This window comes from Afipia massiliensis (assembly GCF_014203115.1).
GTDB classification, from domain to species: domain Bacteria; phylum Pseudomonadota; class Alphaproteobacteria; order Rhizobiales; family Xanthobacteraceae; genus Afipia; species Afipia massiliensis.
The window spans coordinates 149613-164349 of sequence record NZ_JACHIJ010000001.1 but is presented as its reverse complement, the minus strand read 5'-3'; the positions used below and the strand labels follow the sequence as shown (position 1 = coordinate 164349).

16 protein-coding genes are annotated in these 14737 nt (G+C 62.3%); 14 read left to right on the top strand and 2 right to left on the bottom strand.

What is annotated here, in order from left to right:
• The first annotated feature begins 33 nt into the window (after positions 1 to 33).
• The 4 genes from tpiA (at position 34) to HNQ36_RS00740 (ending at position 4039) form a co-directional block, all read left to right on the top strand.
• Positions 34 to 789, top strand: coding sequence for a triose-phosphate isomerase (tpiA, locus tag HNQ36_RS00755; protein ID WP_184082070.1), 756 nt, complete (start codon positions 34 to 36; stop codon positions 787 to 789).
• Between the two features lie 136 nt (positions 790 to 925).
• Positions 926 to 1300, top strand: a complete 375-nt coding sequence (gene secG, locus HNQ36_RS00750) for a preprotein translocase subunit SecG (protein WP_184082069.1) — start codon at positions 926 to 928, stop codon at positions 1298 to 1300.
• 180 nt (positions 1301 to 1480) lie between these two features.
• Positions 1481 to 3112, top strand: a complete 1632-nt coding sequence (gene pyrG, locus HNQ36_RS00745; protein ID WP_184082068.1) for a CTP synthase — start codon at positions 1481 to 1483, stop codon at positions 3110 to 3112.
• Positions 3113 to 3274: 162 nt separating this feature from the next.
• A complete protein-coding gene (locus HNQ36_RS00740; protein ID WP_246395193.1) occupies positions 3275 to 4039 on the top strand; it encodes a COG3904 family protein in 765 nt (254 codons plus the stop codon).
• Positions 4040 to 4047: 8 nt separating this feature from the next.
• Here HNQ36_RS00740 and HNQ36_RS00735 read toward each other — a convergent pair whose 3' ends face one another.
• Positions 4048 to 4371 carry a PAAR domain-containing protein gene (locus HNQ36_RS00735; RefSeq protein WP_184082067.1) on the bottom strand — a complete coding sequence of 108 codons (324 nt, stop codon included), beginning with the start codon at positions 4369 to 4371 and terminating at the stop codon, positions 4048 to 4050.
• Positions 4372 to 4510: 139 nt separating this feature from the next.
• Here HNQ36_RS00735 and HNQ36_RS00730 point away from each other — a divergent pair, with 139 nt between their 5' ends.
• From HNQ36_RS00730 to HNQ36_RS00715, 4 genes are all read left to right on the top strand, one after another.
• Complete coding sequence (locus HNQ36_RS00730) at positions 4511 to 4837, top strand: NIPSNAP family protein (RefSeq protein WP_184082066.1); 327 nt, start codon at positions 4511 to 4513, stop codon at positions 4835 to 4837.
• A 22-nt stretch (positions 4838 to 4859) separates the two neighbouring features.
• Entirely contained in the window at positions 4860 to 5732 is an 873-nt protein-coding gene (locus HNQ36_RS00725; RefSeq protein WP_184082065.1) for a VOC family protein, read from the top strand.
• Positions 5733 to 5797: 65 nt separating this feature from the next.
• Positions 5798 to 6649 (top strand): 3-deoxy-8-phosphooctulonate synthase, encoded by an 852-nt coding sequence (gene kdsA / locus HNQ36_RS00720; RefSeq protein ID WP_184082064.1) that lies wholly within the window; start codon positions 5798 to 5800, stop codon positions 6647 to 6649.
• Positions 6650 to 6692: 43 nt separating this feature from the next.
• A complete protein-coding gene (locus tag HNQ36_RS00715; RefSeq protein WP_184082063.1) occupies positions 6693 to 7868 on the top strand; it encodes an MFS transporter in 1176 nt (391 codons plus the stop codon).
• A 49-nt stretch (positions 7869 to 7917) separates the two neighbouring features.
• Here the strand turns inward: HNQ36_RS00715 and queF are convergent, their stop codons facing one another.
• Positions 7918 to 8397 carry a preQ(1) synthase gene (gene queF, locus HNQ36_RS00710; protein ID WP_184082062.1) on the bottom strand — a complete coding sequence of 160 codons (480 nt, stop codon included), beginning with the start codon at positions 8395 to 8397 and terminating at the stop codon, positions 7918 to 7920.
• 139 nt (positions 8398 to 8536) lie between these two features.
• On the opposite strand from queF, the gene eno reads away from it, so the two are divergent.
• From eno to HNQ36_RS00680, 6 genes are all read left to right on the top strand, one after another.
• Positions 8537 to 9820 carry a phosphopyruvate hydratase gene (eno, locus tag HNQ36_RS00705; RefSeq protein WP_184082061.1) on the top strand — a complete coding sequence of 428 codons (1284 nt, stop codon included), beginning with the start codon at positions 8537 to 8539 and terminating at the stop codon, positions 9818 to 9820.
• 130 nt (positions 9821 to 9950) lie between these two features.
• The gene (locus HNQ36_RS00700; RefSeq protein ID WP_184082060.1) at positions 9951 to 11075 is read left to right on the top strand and encodes a CaiB/BaiF CoA transferase family protein; all 1125 of its coding nucleotides are present in this window, start codon (positions 9951 to 9953) and stop codon (positions 11073 to 11075) included.
• 110 nt (positions 11076 to 11185) lie between these two features.
• Complete coding sequence (locus tag HNQ36_RS00695) at positions 11186 to 11737, top strand: NADPH-dependent FMN reductase (RefSeq protein ID WP_184082059.1); 552 nt, start codon at positions 11186 to 11188, stop codon at positions 11735 to 11737.
• Positions 11738 to 11802: 65 nt separating this feature from the next.
• Positions 11803 to 12120, top strand: coding sequence for an FtsB family cell division protein (locus HNQ36_RS00690; protein WP_137325251.1), 318 nt, complete (start codon positions 11803 to 11805; stop codon positions 12118 to 12120).
• Positions 12121 to 12273: 153 nt separating this feature from the next.
• A complete protein-coding gene (gene pdhA / locus HNQ36_RS00685; RefSeq protein ID WP_184082058.1) occupies positions 12274 to 13296 on the top strand; it encodes a pyruvate dehydrogenase (acetyl-transferring) E1 component subunit alpha in 1023 nt (340 codons plus the stop codon).
• 13 nt (positions 13297 to 13309) lie between these two features.
• Positions 13310 to 14722: a pyruvate dehydrogenase complex E1 component subunit beta gene (locus HNQ36_RS00680; protein WP_184082057.1), complete on the top strand. Its 1413-nt coding sequence runs from the start codon at positions 13310 to 13312 to the stop codon at positions 14720 to 14722.
• Positions 14723 to 14737 lie beyond the last annotated feature (15 nt).

Genomic DNA, 14737 nt, shown 5'->3' with positions numbered 1-14737 from the left:
CGATTACCGAACAATTGTCATGCGAGATCAACGATGACCGACAAGCGACGCCCCCTGATCGCCGGGAACTGGAAGATGAACGGCCTCAAGGCCGCGGTGAATGAGCTTGCCGCCATCGGGCAGGGCGCGGAGGCGGTCTGGCGCAAGGCTGATTTGCTGATCTGCCCGCCGGCGACGCTGCTGTTCACGTCCGCCGCGGTGGTGATCGGATCGAAAGTGGCGATCGGCGCGCAGGACTGCCACCCGGCAGTCTCCGGCGCGCATACCGGCGATATTTCCGCCGAGATGCTGGCCGATGCAGGCGCAACGGCCATTATCGTGGGGCATTCCGAGCGCCGCACAGATCATCACGAGACCGACGCACTTGTCCGCAGCAAGGCCGAGGCGGCATGGCGTGCAGGACTTGTCGCCATTGTTTGCGTGGGCGAGACGCAGGCCGAGCGCGACGCCGGACAAACCCTCGAAGTGGTCGGACGTCAGGTCGCCGGGTCGGTTCCGGACGGCGCAACCGCCGCGAATCTGGTCGTCGCCTATGAGCCGGTCTGGGCGATCGGAACCGGACGGACCCCGACAGCCAAGGATGTCGAGGAAGTCCATAAGCTTATCCGCGATCGGCTGAAGGATCGGTTCAGCGGCGAGGGCGATCAGGTCCGGATTCTCTACGGAGGCTCGGTAAAGCCCTCGAATGCCGCCGAACTGATGGCGGTCGCCAACGTCGATGGTGCTCTGGTGGGGGGCGCAAGCCTCAAAGCGGTTGATTTCCTTGCGATTGCCGCCGCGTGTCCCTAAATGGCGATCAGGCCAACAGCCGTCCGTCGGGGGTGACAATCACCCCTGCAATCGTGTACAGACCGCGCAACTTCAACCCCCGCAAGCATCGACGCGACCGGCTGCCGGCGCCAGTGGCTTGTGACGGAAGGTAACGATGCAGACCGTCATTATCGTCATCCATCTCATGCTTGTCCTTGGCCTGATCGGCGTCGTGCTGTTGCAGCGCTCGGAGGGCGGCGGCCTCGGTATCGGCGGCGGAGGCGGCGGCGGATTCATGTCCAGCCGCGGCACGACCAATCTTCTCACCCGCACCACGGCAATCCTGGCGGCGTGCTTCTTCGTGACCAGCCTGTTCCTGTCGTGGCTTGCGAACTACGAGCGCAAGCCATCGTCGATCATCAACACCACCACCAGTCCCGCGCCGATCTCGCAGCCGGGTGCTCCGGCGGCTCCGGCAGGTGGTTTGCTGGATTCGCTTCCGAAGGCCCCGGCGGCGCCGTCCGCTCCGCAGGCGCCGCAGTCGAAGTAATGCTGTTTTGGGGACAGGAATTGCAGTCATGCGCGCGTCGCTTGTCTGCAAGTCTCAATGCAGTCTTCCAAATCACTGACTGAACTTACATTTTAATGTCACCCACAGCGTCGTTATTTGCTCGCGTGGGCGTGCGTTTAGTTTTGCGAATCACAGCGGTGGAGTTAAAGGTAGAATCCCATGACGCGGTACATTTTCATCACCGGCGGCGTGGTCTCCTCGCTCGGCAAGGGTCTGGCTTCAGCAGCGCTCGGCGCGGTGCTGCAATCCCGAGGCTACAAGGTCCGCCTTCGCAAGCTCGATCCCTATCTCAATCTCGATCCCGGAACGATGTCGCCGTATCAGCACGGCGAAGTGTTCGTGACCGATGACGGCGCCGAGACCGATCTCGATCTTGGACACTACGAGCGCTTCACCGGCCGTCCCGCCACCAAGCAGGACAACATCACCACCGGCCGCATCTATCAGGATATCCTGAACAAGGAGCGCCGCGGCGATTATCTCGGCGCGACGGTGCAGGTGATTCCGCACGTCACCAACGCGATCAAGGAATTCATTCTCGGCGGCAACGAGGGCTACGACTTCGTGCTGTGCGAGGTCGGCGGCACTGTCGGCGACATCGAGGGCCTGCCGTTCTTCGAGGCGATCCGTCAGGTCAAGAACGACCTGCCGCGCGGCGAGGTGATCTACATTCACCTGACGCTTCTGCCCTACATTCCAAGTGCCGGAGAACTCAAGACAAAGCCGACCCAGCACTCGGTCAAGGAGCTGCGCTCCATCGGCATCCAGCCGGATATCCTGCTGTGCCGGACCGACCGCGAGATTCCGAAGGAAGAGCGCCGCAAGCTGGCGCTGTTCTGCAATGTGCGCGAATCGGCCGTGATCGAGGCGCGCGACGTCGACAACATCTATGCGGTGCCCGAGGCCTATCATGCCGCCGGCCTCGACGACGAAGTGCTGGCCGCGTTCGGCATCGTCGACATCAAACCGCCTTCGCTGCAAAGCTGGCACGTCATCAACGAACGCGTCCGCAATCCCGAGGGTGAGGTGAACATTGCCATCGTCGGCAAGTACACCGGCATGAAGGACGCCTACAAATCGCTGATCGAGGCGCTGTCCCACGGCGGCATCGCCAACAAGGTGAAGGTCAATCTCGACTGGATCGAATCCGAGGTCTTCGAGAACGAAGATCCCGCGCCGTTCCTTGAACACGTCAACGGCATTCTGGTGCCGGGCGGATTCGGACAGCGCGGCGCCGAAGGCAAGATCCGCGCGGCGCAGTTCGCGCGCGAGCGCGATGTGCCGTATTTCGGCATCTGCTTCGGCATGCAGATGGCGGTGATCGAGGCTGCGCGCAATCTGGTCGGGATCGAAGACGCCAACTCGACCGAGTTCGGCCCGACGAAAGAGCCGCTGGTCGGTCTGATGACCGAATGGCTGCGCGGCAACGAACTCGAGAAGCGCAACAAGGCCGGCGATCTCGGCGGCACCATGCGGCTCGGCGCGTATCCGGCAGCCCTGAAGAAGGGCAGCCGCGTTTCCGAGGTCTACGGCGGCGCGCTGGAGATTTCAGAGCGGCATCGCCACCGCTACGAGGTCAACACCGCCTACAAGGATCGCCTCGAACAGCACGGCCTGCGCTTCTCGGGTCTCTCGCCCGACGGCGTGCTGCCGGAGATCGTCGAATACGAGGATCATCCGTGGTTCATCGGCGTGCAGTATCATCCCGAACTGAAATCACGCCCGTTCGAGCCGCATCCGCTGTTCGCGTCGTTCGTGCAGGCGGCGATGGTTCAGAGCCGGCTGTTCTGATCCGGGCGTCTCTGGCTGTACCGACACAGCACCGGCCAGGATGTCTCAGGATGTGCCATGACTGAAGACGAACGGCGAGCATCTGGAAAAGGCTCCGTGCCGGAAACCGGTTCCGCGCGGACAAGGTCCGCTCCGAGCGAAAGCAATCGGACGGACGTAGCTATGCCGTGGGGCGCGCCGTCACAGCAACCGCACCAATCCGCGTTGCCGCAGCAGGCGCAGCCACAGGCAGGTACGCGGCGTGGACGCACCTGGGGGACGCTGGCGTCAGTCGTCTTCGCGGGTCTTTTGTTGGCGGGTGTCCTCATTCCCGCCTATCGGGACATCTCGTCGCCGGGGGCGTGGTCCTACTGGAAAGACTTTTTCGGTTCGCCCAGCATGACGGCATCGGCTGTCAACATGGCGGACGGGCGCAAGGCGCTCGCGATTGCGGGCAGGATCGGCCCGGTCTCCGCAAGCTGGTTTCGCGAACAACTCGACGCCGCCAAGCTGACCGCCGGAGATGTGATCTTCCTGTCCTCGCCGGGCGGCTCACTCGACCAGGGCCTCATCATGGGTGCGGTCGTGCGATCCCGCGGACTGACGACGGTGGTGGGGAAGGTGGATTCCGAGGGCCGTCCGCAGCCCTCGCGCTGCGCCAGCGCATGCGTGTTCGTTTTTGCGGGCGGCAAGATCCGCGAGGCCATGCCGCGTTCCGCGCTCGGCGTTCACCAGTTCTCCAGCACGTCCTCGCGTAGCGAAGAGTCCGCGAGTGATCTGATCGCGCGGACCCAGCAGACCACCGGGATGATCCTCGACTACATGACGCGCATGGGTGTTTCGCCGTCGATAATGCAGGCGATGACGGCGAGCAAGGACATCCGCTGGCTCACCGAGAAAGAGGCGTTTGATCTGAACCTGACAACGGCTCGCTACGCCGGAGCCTGATGCACGGTCTACTTCGGGCATCCCGATGTCTGATCACCGGTGCGGGCGGCCGGTTTCCCGTTGATGTAAATGCCACCTGCGCCGCCGACGACAACGCCGCCGCATCCAGTCTTGCCGCTCATGACAGCCGCGGGCTTGCCGTTGATGAAGACGTTCGGAGATCCCTCGACAATCACGCTGCCGTCGCTGGTCATGTCACCCTGACGTGCGGCGGGCTTGCCATTGAAGGTAACGCCGTCCGCGCCGCCCGTGACCACGCCGGGTGTTTGCGCATATGCGGAGCCCGAAAGAATCGCGGCGACTAGGATCGGGCAAAGCATCATGGTCCGCATGACAAACCTCGTATGGGGCGCATGCCCGGGAAGCGCTTGATAACCGGCCGGGCAGGCGACTATATGCCGGATCGGAAGAGCCTGCATAACGTCAGTCGGCGCCGTTTGCGCGCCGATTCAATAAATAGGGGCCATGACTATGATCCAAGAAATGCGTGTCTATCGCTGTCTTCCGGGGCGGCTTCCAAATTTGATGAAGCGCTTCGAGAACCACACGCTGAAGATCTGGGAAAAGCATGGCATCCGTCAGGCCGGTTTTTTTACCACGGTGATCGGCCAGTCCAATCAGGAATTGACGTATTTCCTCGCATGGGAGTCGCTGGCTGAGCGCGAGCAGAAGTGGACCGCGTTCATGAACGATCCTGCCTGGCTTTCGGTGCGCGCGGAGAGCGAAAAGGACGGTCAGATCGTCGAGAACATCGTCAGCCAGCTTCTGACGCCGACTGCATTCTCCTCGGTGAAGTGAGGGCGCACCTCGCGCATCGATCATGGCTCGCGGTCTCGATCACATCGTCCATGCCGTTCGCGATCTCGATGCGGCGGCGGATTTCTATCGGCGCGCCGGCTTCAAGGTCGGCGCGCGCAACAGGCATCCGTGGGGGACGCACAATCATGTGGTGCAGTTTTCCAATTTCTTCATCGAAGTGCTGACGGTCGGCGAACCTGAAAAACTGGTCGGCGAGGGATTGCCGCAAATCTTCGGCGCCGCCAATCGCGATGCAATTGCGCGCGGCGACGGGTTCTCGATGTTGATCCTCGAGAGCACGGACATCGAAGGCGATGTTGCGGACTTCAAGACATCGGGGATCGGCGCTTCAAGTGCGCTGCCGTTTTCTCGCGAAGCCGTCTTGCCCGACGGAAGCACCACCACGGTGGGTTTCTCGCTGGCCTTTGCGCGCGATGCGTTGTCGCCGCACACAGGCTTCGCGGCCTGTCAGCAGCATAACCCCGCCGCCTTCTGGAAGCCCGACTATCAGCAGCATGCCAATGGCGCGAGCGGTGTCCTCGGCGCGGTTCTCGTCGCAGACAATCCGACCGATCATCACATCTTCCTCAATGCCTATACGGGCGTGCGTGACCTGCATTCCAGTTCGATCGGCGTCACCGCGGCCACGCCGCGCGGCGATGTCGAGATCATGGAAGCTGTATCGTTTCGCGATCAGTTCGGAACCGTGCCCAGGCTGGACGGCGAGGGCGCTTCGCTAAAGGGACTGCGCCTTGCGGTGCCGGACATCGATGCGCTGGAACGTGTGCTCAGGGCTGGCGGGGTGGCGTCGAACCGGCAGACCGGGCGGCTCGTGGTGCCGCGCGAGACCGCCTTTGGCGCAACCCTGATATTCGAGACACCGGGCAAGATTTGACCAACCGGACTTGATCCGGCACAGCCTCATCGGCATGGTCACCCGCTCCAGCAAAGGGATATGCCTTGAACGCCAAGATTTCCGCGGCTCCGGTGGTTTCCGCAGGCAACGTCAAATTCGGCAACGTATTGCCATTGGCGGTGATCGCCGGACCATGCCAACTGGAAAGCCGGGCGCATGGGCTGGAAGTCGCCTCCGCGCTGAAGGAGATCGCGGCGCGCCTCAAGATCGGGCTCGTTTACAAGACGTCGTTCGACAAGGCCAACCGCACCAGCGCGTCGGGCGCGCGCGGCATGGGTCTCGACAAGGCGCTTCCGATTTTTGCGGAGATACGCTCGACACTCGGCCTGCCGGTACTTACCGATGTGCACGAGATCGAGCAATGCGCGCGCGTTGCGGAAGCGGTGGACGTTCTGCAAATTCCCGCGTTCCTCTGTCGTCAAACCGATCTGCTGCTGGCGGCTGCGGCGACCGGCAAGGTCGTCAACGTCAAGAAGGGCCAGTTCCTAGCGCCGTGGGACATGGCAAATGTCGTCGCCAAGGTCACCGGCGGCGGCAATCCGAATGTCATGGTCACGGAGCGCGGCGCATCGTTCGGCTACAACACGCTGGTGTCCGACATGCGGGCGCTGCCGATCCTGGCGCGTAGCACAGGCGCGCCGGTGATCTTCGACGCAACCCATTCGGTGCAGCAGCCAGGCGGCAAGGGCACATCGTCGGGTGGCGAACGCGAGTTCGTGCCGGTGCTGGCGCGCGCCGCGGTCGCGGTCGGCGTGGCGGGCGTCTTCATCGAAACGCATCCCGATCCGGACAACGCGCCGTCGGACGGTCCGAACATGGTGCCGCTCAAGGACTTCGAGGCTCTCGTGAAGAACCTGATGGCTTTTGACGCGCTCGCCAAAAGCGAGACCCGTTGATGCCATCGCATCGCGCGGCATTCGCAGGGCGACTGAATCCCTGATGCTGCCGATCCTCAATATCATCGCGGTCACGACCTTCGCATCCGCGCTGTCCTCGCGCGCGCTAGAGCCGGTGCTTCCGCTTGTGGCCGGCGATTTCGGAGTGACCGTTGCGACAGCCGCGAGCCTGTCGGCCGTCTTCGCGCTGACGTTCGCGATTGTGCAGCCGATCCTCGGCGCAGCGGCCGACATGTTCGGCAAACCGCGGCTGATGATCGCGTGCCTCGTTCTGCTTGGCGCCGCCAATATCGTCGGCGCGATGGCGACCTCGTTCGAAATGCTGTTCCTGTCGCGGGTTCTGGTTGGCATCGCGGCCGGGGGCACGTTCCCGATTGCGTTCGGACTGACCGGCGATCTCGTGCCGACTGCACAAAGACAAGTCGCGCTGAGCCGCGTGTTGGCCGGAGCAATGACCGGTAATCTGCTGGGCTCCTCGGCCGCCGGCGTGATCGGTGATTTTCTCGGGTGGCGCGGCGTTCTGGCGGTTCTCGGCGCGATCATGGTGGTCGCGTCGGTGGCGGTATTCATCGGATTCCGGCGCGGCGGCGTCACCAGCTCAAGTGGCGGGGTCAGCTTCAAATCGCTCAAGGATGGCTACCGCACGATCCTGCGCAATCCCAATGCGCGCGTCTGTTTCACCGCCGTCTTCATCGAAGGACTTTGCGTTCTTGGACTTTTCCCGTTCGTCGCCGCGTTTCTGTTCGAGCTCGGCGAGACCCGCGCGTCGATACCGGGAGTCGTCATTGCCGCATTCGCATTGGGCGGGTTGTTCTACACCATGAGCGTGTCGCGCATGCTGCCGCGATTTGGCGTCAGGGGCCTGATGGTCGGAGGCGCGGTGGTCATGGCGCTGCAATTTGTGGTTATCGCGCTTGGACCGCGCTGGGAGATTCAGGCGATCTCCTTCCTCATCATGGGCTGGGGCTTCTACTCGCTGCACGGCTCATTGCAGGTGTTCTCGAGCGACCTTGCGCCCGAAGCTCGCGCCTCGGCGCTGTCGCTCCATGCCTTCTGCTTCTTTATGGGGCAGGCGGTGGGACCGATCGTTTACGGTTTCGGGATATCGCATGTCGGCAAAATGCCGACGCTGATCCTGAGCGCGACCGCCATTCTCGTGCTGGGAATTGTCGCCGCACGATTGCTGCATCAGAAGCCGGCGGAGATGGTGGATATCTAGCGTCATCCTTCGAGGCTCGCGAGAGCACGCACCTCAGGATGACGGCATCTCACCCTCGCCCGCGATACGGCGCGACGCCCTGATCCGGCACCCAGACATCCTTTGGCAATTTGCCAGTCTGCCAGAACACATCGATCGGGATGCCGCCGCGCGGATACCAGTAACCGCCGATCCGCAGCCAGCGCGGCTTGATTTCCTTCACCAGCCGCTTGCCGATCGCCACGGTGCAGTCCTCGTGAAATGCACCGTGATTGCGGAAGCTCGCCAGATACAGCTTCAAGGATTTGGATTCGACCAGCCACTGTCCGGGCGCATAGTCGATCACGAGATGAGCGAAGTCCGGCTGGCCGGTGATCGGGCACAGCGAGGTGAATTCGGGCGCGGCAAAACGGACCAGATAGTTCGTGTCGACCTGCGGATTCGGCACCCGGTCGAGTGTCGCAGTGTCGGGGGAGGCCGGCGCTTCGACCTGTCGGCCGAGCTGCAGCGATGTTCCGGCGGTTTTGGCGGCGCGAGGCTTCTTTGACATCTGTGTCTCCGTTTGCCTTTTCATAGCCATTCCGGACCAAAACGTCACGGGATCAACGGCTTCGCATGGCCTTTTCCCGAGGGGCGCGTTCCTGTAGAAGCTGCCCCAATCTTCAATCCCACGTCCTGAGAGGGTGCACATGACCGCCATCGTCGACATCATCGGCCGCGAAATTCTTGACAGCCGCGGCAATCCGACCGTCGAAGTCGATGTGGTGCTGGAAGACGGCTCGATGGGCCGCGCCGCTGTTCCGTCGGGGGCATCCACGGGTGCGCATGAGGCCGTGGAGCTGCGCGACGGCGACAAGGGCCGCTATCTCGGCAAGGGCGTGCAGAAAGCCGTCGAGGCGGTCAACGGTGAGATTTTCGATGCCATCGGCGGCATGGAGGCCGAGCAGCAGGTTCAGATCGACCAGACCATGATCGATCTGGACGGTACACCGAACAAGAGCCGGCTCGGCGCCAACGCCATTCTCGGCGTGTCGCTGGCTGTCGCGAAAGCCGCGGCGGAATCGCTCGGCATGCCGCTCTATCGTTACGTCGGCGGCACCTCGGCGCGCACCCTTCCGGTGCCGATGATGAACATCATCAATGGCGGCGTGCACGCGGACAATCCGATCGATTTCCAGGAAATCATGGTGATGCCGGTGGGCGCGAAAAGCTTCTCGGAAGGGCTTCGCTGCGGCGCCGAGATTTTCCACACGCTGAAATCCGAACTGAAGAAAGCCGGCCACAACACCAACGTCGGCGACGAAGGCGGTTTTGCGCCTAACCTGCCGTCGGCGGACGCAGCTCTGGATTTCGTCATGAGCGCGATTGCCAAGGCCGGTTACAAGGCGGGCGGCGACGTCATGCTGGCGCTGGATTGCGCCTCCACCGAATTCTTCAAAAACGGCTCGTACGTCTATGAAGGCGAAAAGAAAACCCGCTCGCGTTCGGAGCAGGCGAAGTACCTTGCCGATCTGGTTTCGCGCTATCCGATCGTCTCCATCGAAGACGGCATGGCGGAAGACGACATGGACGGCTGGAAGGAACTGACCGATCTGATCGGATCGAAGTGCCAGCTCGTCGGCGACGATCTGTTCGTCACCAACGTCACGCGCCTTGCGGACGGTATCAAGAAGGGCCTCGGTAACTCTATTCTGGTGAAGGTCAACCAGATCGGCTCGCTGACCGAGACGCTCGCCGCTGTCGAGATGGCGCACAAGGCGGCCTACACCGCCGTGATGTCGCATCGCTCGGGTGAAACCGAGGACTCGACCATCGCCGATCTCGCGGTCGCCACCAACTGCGGTCAGATCAAGACCGGATCGCTGGCGCGTGCGGACCGCACGGCGAAATACAACCAGTTGCTGCGGATCGAGCAGGAACTCGGCAACCAGGCGATCTACGCGGGCCGGTCGGCGCTCAAGGCGCTGGCGTAAACCGCGTCGCGCCGGAAGACACGGCGACGCATCGCTGGGTTTCACTTTCTTATCAAGCGAGCGGCTTGCTTTGGCGGGCCGCTGTCGCTTGAGTAGCGTTCAAGAAAATGAGCCACAGGAGATACGCCCCATGAACGGTCCGCTTGCCGGAATTAAAGTCATCGAGATTGGGCAGGCGCTCGCAGGTCCGCTCGCCGGCGCGATCCTCGCGGACATGGGCGCGGACGTTATCAAGATCGAGAAACCCGACGGCGGCGACGACGCGCGCAGCTGGGGACCTCCCTTCATCGAAGAAGCGTCGATCATGTTCCACGTCACCAACCGCAACAAACGGTCGGTGACCCTCGACATGAAGAACGCAGCCGACATCGAGAAGCTTAAAACACTTGTGCGCGATGCGGACATCCTGATCCAGAATCTTCGCTCGGGTGTGGTCAACGATCTCGGCATCGGTCCCGAGCACATGCGCGCGATCAATCCGCGGCTGATCTATTGTTCGATCTGGGCATTCGGCCCGAAAGGGCCGCTGTCGAAAGCGCCGGGGTTCGATCCGCTGCTTCAGGCATTCGGCGGCGTGATGATGCAGACCGGCCGTCATGACGACCCGCCGACATTCTGCGCGCCCGCGATCAACGACAAGGCGACCGCGCAGTGGTGCGTGATCGGTGCGCTGGGCGCGTTGCAACAGCGTCACATCACGGGGAAGGGCTGCGTGATCGATACCTCGCTGCTCGACAGCGCGGCGTCGTGGGTGGATTCATCACTCGCGACCTATCACGTGACTCAGGAACTCTCGCCGCGAACGGGCGCGGCGACGCCGACCATCGTGCCGTATCAGGCGTTCGAGACCGCCGATCATCCGCTTGTCATCGCCGCCGGTTATGACCGGCTGTTTCACAAGCTCGCCACGGTGCTCGGATTTCCCGAATGGTGCACCGATCCGCGGTTCGCGCGCGGCCGCGACCGGTTTGTCCACCGGGACATCCTGATCGGTTTGTTGAAGCCGGTGCTGCTGACGAAAACGCGCGCCGAGTGGCTTGCGGCGTTCGAGGCGGTGGGCGTGCCGTGCAGTCCGGTCAACACCATCGTGGAATTGTCACAGACCGAACAGTTCCAGGCGTCCGATCTGATGCGCACATTGCCCGGCAGCGATCTGCCGGTGGTGGGTCTGCCGATTTCCTTCGACGGCGAGCGCCCGCATCCGCGCTCCGGCGCGCCCCGGCTTGGGCAGCACAACGACGAACTGCTGGGTTAGCCTGCAGGGCACGATCCCGCTGTCCGAAGTTAATGCACTTGCATGCTTTTTGTCTCAAGGCTAAGCCGGGCTGCCCGGCGTTCTGTTGCCGTTGCTGAAAGGATGTTCTCATGGCCCATACCGTTGCCGTCGTTGTCGGCAGCCTCCGCAAGGAGTCGTTTTCGCTCAAGGTCGCCCATGCGCTTGCCAAGCTCGCGCCGCCCTCGCTCAAGCTGGAGATCGTGACGCTTCATGGCCTGTCGTTCTTCAATCAGGATCTGGAAGCGACACCGCCGGCGGACTGGGTTTCGTTTCGCGAGACGATTCAGAAGTCCGACGCGGTTCTGTTCGTCACGCCGGAATACAATCGTTCCATCCCCGGCGTGTTGAAGAACGCCATCGACGTCGGCTCACGGCCGCCCGGCAAGAGTTCGTTCCTTGGCCGGCCGATTGGCATCGTGGCCAATTCGCCGGGCGCGCTCGGGGGCGTCTGCGCAGCGATGAACCTCAAGCAGAGTCTTCCGGGCTACAGCGGCCCGATCATGCAGCAGCCGGAAATCTATCTGAACGGGGTCGGTGACGCATTCGACGACAAGGGTAACCTGGTCAAGGAAGCCCTGGAAAAGGTCTTGAGGCAGTACGCTGATGCCTTCGCGGCATGGGTCGACAAGCACAAGAAGTGACTTCGCTGAGGTGAGGCAGCCCGGTTGTTAGCGATAGGTTAACCGGGCTATCGCATCGTGCGGATATGGTCTCACGCACGCGACTCAAAGCAATCATGACCGGCCTCGCGCTGTACGCGATCGCGGCCGCGTTGATTGCCTATTTTGGGGTCAATGCCTACACGGGCAAGTATGGCCTCAATGCTAGGCAGGAGCTCGATCAAGAGATCGTCTTGCTGACTAAAGAACTTGCCCGGTTGAAGGCCGAGCGCGTGGCGGCGGAACAGCGCGTCTCGCTGCTTCGTTCGGACCGAGTCGATCCCGACATGCTCGACGAACGCGCACGCTACCAGCTCGAGTACGTGCATTCGCGTGACCTCGTGCGGAAGATCGGTCAGAACTAGTTTCAAATTTCAAAAATCCTGCTCTTTGGATTTTAAAGTTGCTGTCGCTGCATTGCGTCATAGATGCGCGATGCGTTTGCGCACGCTATCCTTTTCATTGCGATGGGAGTTGGGGTACAGAAGTTGATACCCGCTCTCTTATCCGGACAAGCTATGGCAACAGCGAAGAAAACGGCCACACAGGACGCCGGTAACGGCTCCCGTCATCCGACGAATCTCAAGTTCACCAAGGAACAGGAGCTTCACGCGTTCCGCGAGATGATGCTGATCCGCCGTTTTGAAGAGAAGGCCGGGCAACTCTACGGAATGGGCGCAATCGGCGGCTTCTGCCATCTGTACATCGGACAGGAAGCCATCGTTGTCGGAATGCAGCTGGCGCTTAAGCCCGGCGATCAGGTCATCACCGGTTACCGCGATCACGGCCACATGCTCGCATGCGGCATGGAAGCGAAGGGCGTGATGGCCGAACTGACCGGCCGCAGGAGCGGATACTCCAAAGGCAAGGGCGGCTCCATGCACATGTTCAGCAAGGAGAAGGCCTTCTACGGCGGACACGGCATCGTCGGCGCACAAGTCTCCCTCGGAACGGGGCTGGCCTTCGCCAATCGCTACCGCGACAACGATCACGTCAGCGTTGCCTATTTCGGCGACGGCGCGGCCAACCAGGGACAGGTCTACGAAAGCTTCAACATGGCGGAGCTGTGGAAGCTTCCCGTCATCTACGTCATCGAGAACAACCGCTACGCTATGGGCACATCGGTCACGCGCTCGTCGGCGCAGACGGATTTCTCCAGGCGCGGCGTATCGTTCAACATTCCCGGCAAGCAGGTCGACGGTATGGACGTCCGCGCGGTGAAGGCTGCGGGCGACGAAGCTGTGGCGTGGTGTCGCGCGGGCAAAGGTCCCTACATTCTTGAAATGCAGACCTATCGCTATCGCGGACACTCGATGTCCGATCCCGCGAAGTACCGCACGCGCGAGGAAGTGGACAAGGTGCGTCACGATTCCGATCCGATCGAGCAGGTTCGCCTTCGCTTGCTGGAGATGAAGGTCACCGAGCAGGAGCTGAAGGCGATCGACGCCGAGGTGCGTGAGATCGTCAACGCATCCGCGGACTTCGCTCAGCACGATCCCGAGCCGGATGCGTCCGAGCTTTACACCGACATTTACCGATAAGCGCGGAGCGACCATGCCGATTCAAGTTTTGATGCCCGCGCTTTCGCCCACGATGGAAAAGGGCAACCTTTCCAAATGGCTGAAAAAAGAGGGCGAAGCCATCAAGTCCGGCGACGTCATCGCCGAGATTGAAACCGACAAAGCCACGATGGAAGTCGAGGCCACCGACGAGGGGACGCTCGGCAAAATCCTCGTCGCGGAAGGCACCAACGATGTGGCGGTCAATACGCCGATCGCGACCATTCTGAGCGACGGCGAAAGCGCCGCCGATCTGGGCAAGGCCCCGGCCGCTAAGGCCCCGGAACCCAGCGTTAATGTTCAGCATGAAGTTGAAGAGTCCCGTGCACCTGTCGGGGAAGGCAAGCCACAGATCAGCGCTCCGGCTGCTGTCGCAGCCCCCGCCGCGCCGGTCGAGCCCGACCCGGAAGTGCCGCCCGGCACCGAGATGGTGAAGATGACGGTGCGCGAGGCGCTCCGCGACGCCATGGCCGAGGAAATGCGCCGCGACGGCGACGTCTTCATCATGGGCGAAGAGGTCGCCGAATATCAGGGCGCTTACAAGATCACGCAGGGACTGTTGCAGGAATTCGGCGCGCGCCGCGTGATCGATACGCCGATCACCGAGCACGGATTTGCCGGCGTCGGCGTCGGCGCTGCCTTCGCCGGGCTCAAGCCCATCGTCGAATTCATGACGTTCAACTTCGCGATGCAGGCGATCGACCAGATCATCAACTCGGCGGCAAAAACGCTCTACATGTCCGGCGGCCAGATGGGCTGCTCGATCGTTTTCCGTGGTCCGAACGGCGCGGCTGCACGCGTTGCCGCCCAGCACAGCCAGGATTACTCGGCGTGGTATTCGCAGATCCCGGGTCTGAAAGTCGTCTCGCCGTATTCGGCGGCCGACGCAAAGGGCCTGCTCAAGGCGGCGATCCGCGATCCCAACCCGGTGATCTTCCTCGAGAACGAAATTCTCTATGGCCACACCGGCGATGTGCCGAAGCTCGACGATTACGTCGTTCCGATCGGCAAGGCGCGGATCGCGCGCGCCGGCAAGGACGTGACGCTGGTCGCGTGGTCGAACGGCATGACCTACGCGCTGAACGCCGCCGATGAACTCGCCAAGGAAGGCATCGAGGCCGAGGTCATCGACCTGCGCACGCTGCGTCCGCTCGATACCGAGACGATCATCAACTCGGTGAAGAAGACGGGACGTGCGGTCGCGGTCGAGGAAGGCTGGCAGCAGTCCGGCGTCGGCGCGGAAATCGCGGCGCGGATCATGGAGCAGGCCTTCGATTACCTCGACGCGCCTGTTGCGCGCGTGTCGGGCAAGGACGTGCCGATGCCTTACGCCGCCAATCTCGAAAAGCTTGCGCTGCCGACGGTGGCTGAAGTCGTCGCCGCCGCCAAAGCCGTTTGTTATCGCTGAGAGAGCAGGACCAGG

Bases quoted from the DNA above. Each gene is read 5' to 3' on its own strand.
- tpiA (WP_184082070.1), top strand. From the start codon at position 34: ATGACCGACAAGCGACGCCCCCTGATCGCCGGGAACTGGAAGATGAAC.
- secG (WP_184082069.1), top strand. From the start codon at position 926: ATGCAGACCGTCATTATCGTCATCCATCTCATGCTTGTCCTTGGCCTG.
- pyrG (WP_184082068.1), top strand. From the start codon at position 1,481: ATGACGCGGTACATTTTCATCACCGGCGGCGTGGTCTCCTCGCTCGGC.
- HNQ36_RS00740 (WP_246395193.1), top strand. From the start codon at position 3,275: ATGCCGTGGGGCGCGCCGTCACAGCAACCGCACCAATCCGCGTTGCCG.
- HNQ36_RS00735 (WP_184082067.1), bottom strand. From the start codon at position 4,371: ATGCGGACCATGATGCTTTGCCCGATCCTAGTCGCCGCGATTCTTTCG.
- HNQ36_RS00730 (WP_184082066.1), top strand. From the start codon at position 4,511: ATGATCCAAGAAATGCGTGTCTATCGCTGTCTTCCGGGGCGGCTTCCA.
- HNQ36_RS00725 (WP_184082065.1), top strand. From the start codon at position 4,860: ATGGCTCGCGGTCTCGATCACATCGTCCATGCCGTTCGCGATCTCGAT.
- HNQ36_RS00715 (WP_184082063.1), top strand. From the start codon at position 6,693: ATGCTGCCGATCCTCAATATCATCGCGGTCACGACCTTCGCATCCGCG.
- queF (WP_184082062.1), bottom strand. From the start codon at position 8,397: ATGTCAAAGAAGCCTCGCGCCGCCAAAACCGCCGGAACATCGCTGCAG.
- eno (WP_184082061.1), top strand. From the start codon at position 8,537: ATGACCGCCATCGTCGACATCATCGGCCGCGAAATTCTTGACAGCCGC.
- HNQ36_RS00700 (WP_184082060.1), top strand. From the start codon at position 9,951: ATGAACGGTCCGCTTGCCGGAATTAAAGTCATCGAGATTGGGCAGGCG.
- HNQ36_RS00695 (WP_184082059.1), top strand. From the start codon at position 11,186: ATGGCCCATACCGTTGCCGTCGTTGTCGGCAGCCTCCGCAAGGAGTCG.
- HNQ36_RS00690 (WP_137325251.1), top strand. From the start codon at position 11,803: ATGGTCTCACGCACGCGACTCAAAGCAATCATGACCGGCCTCGCGCTG.
- pdhA (WP_184082058.1), top strand. From the start codon at position 12,274: ATGGCAACAGCGAAGAAAACGGCCACACAGGACGCCGGTAACGGCTCC.
- HNQ36_RS00680 (WP_184082057.1), top strand. From the start codon at position 13,310: ATGCCGATTCAAGTTTTGATGCCCGCGCTTTCGCCCACGATGGAAAAG.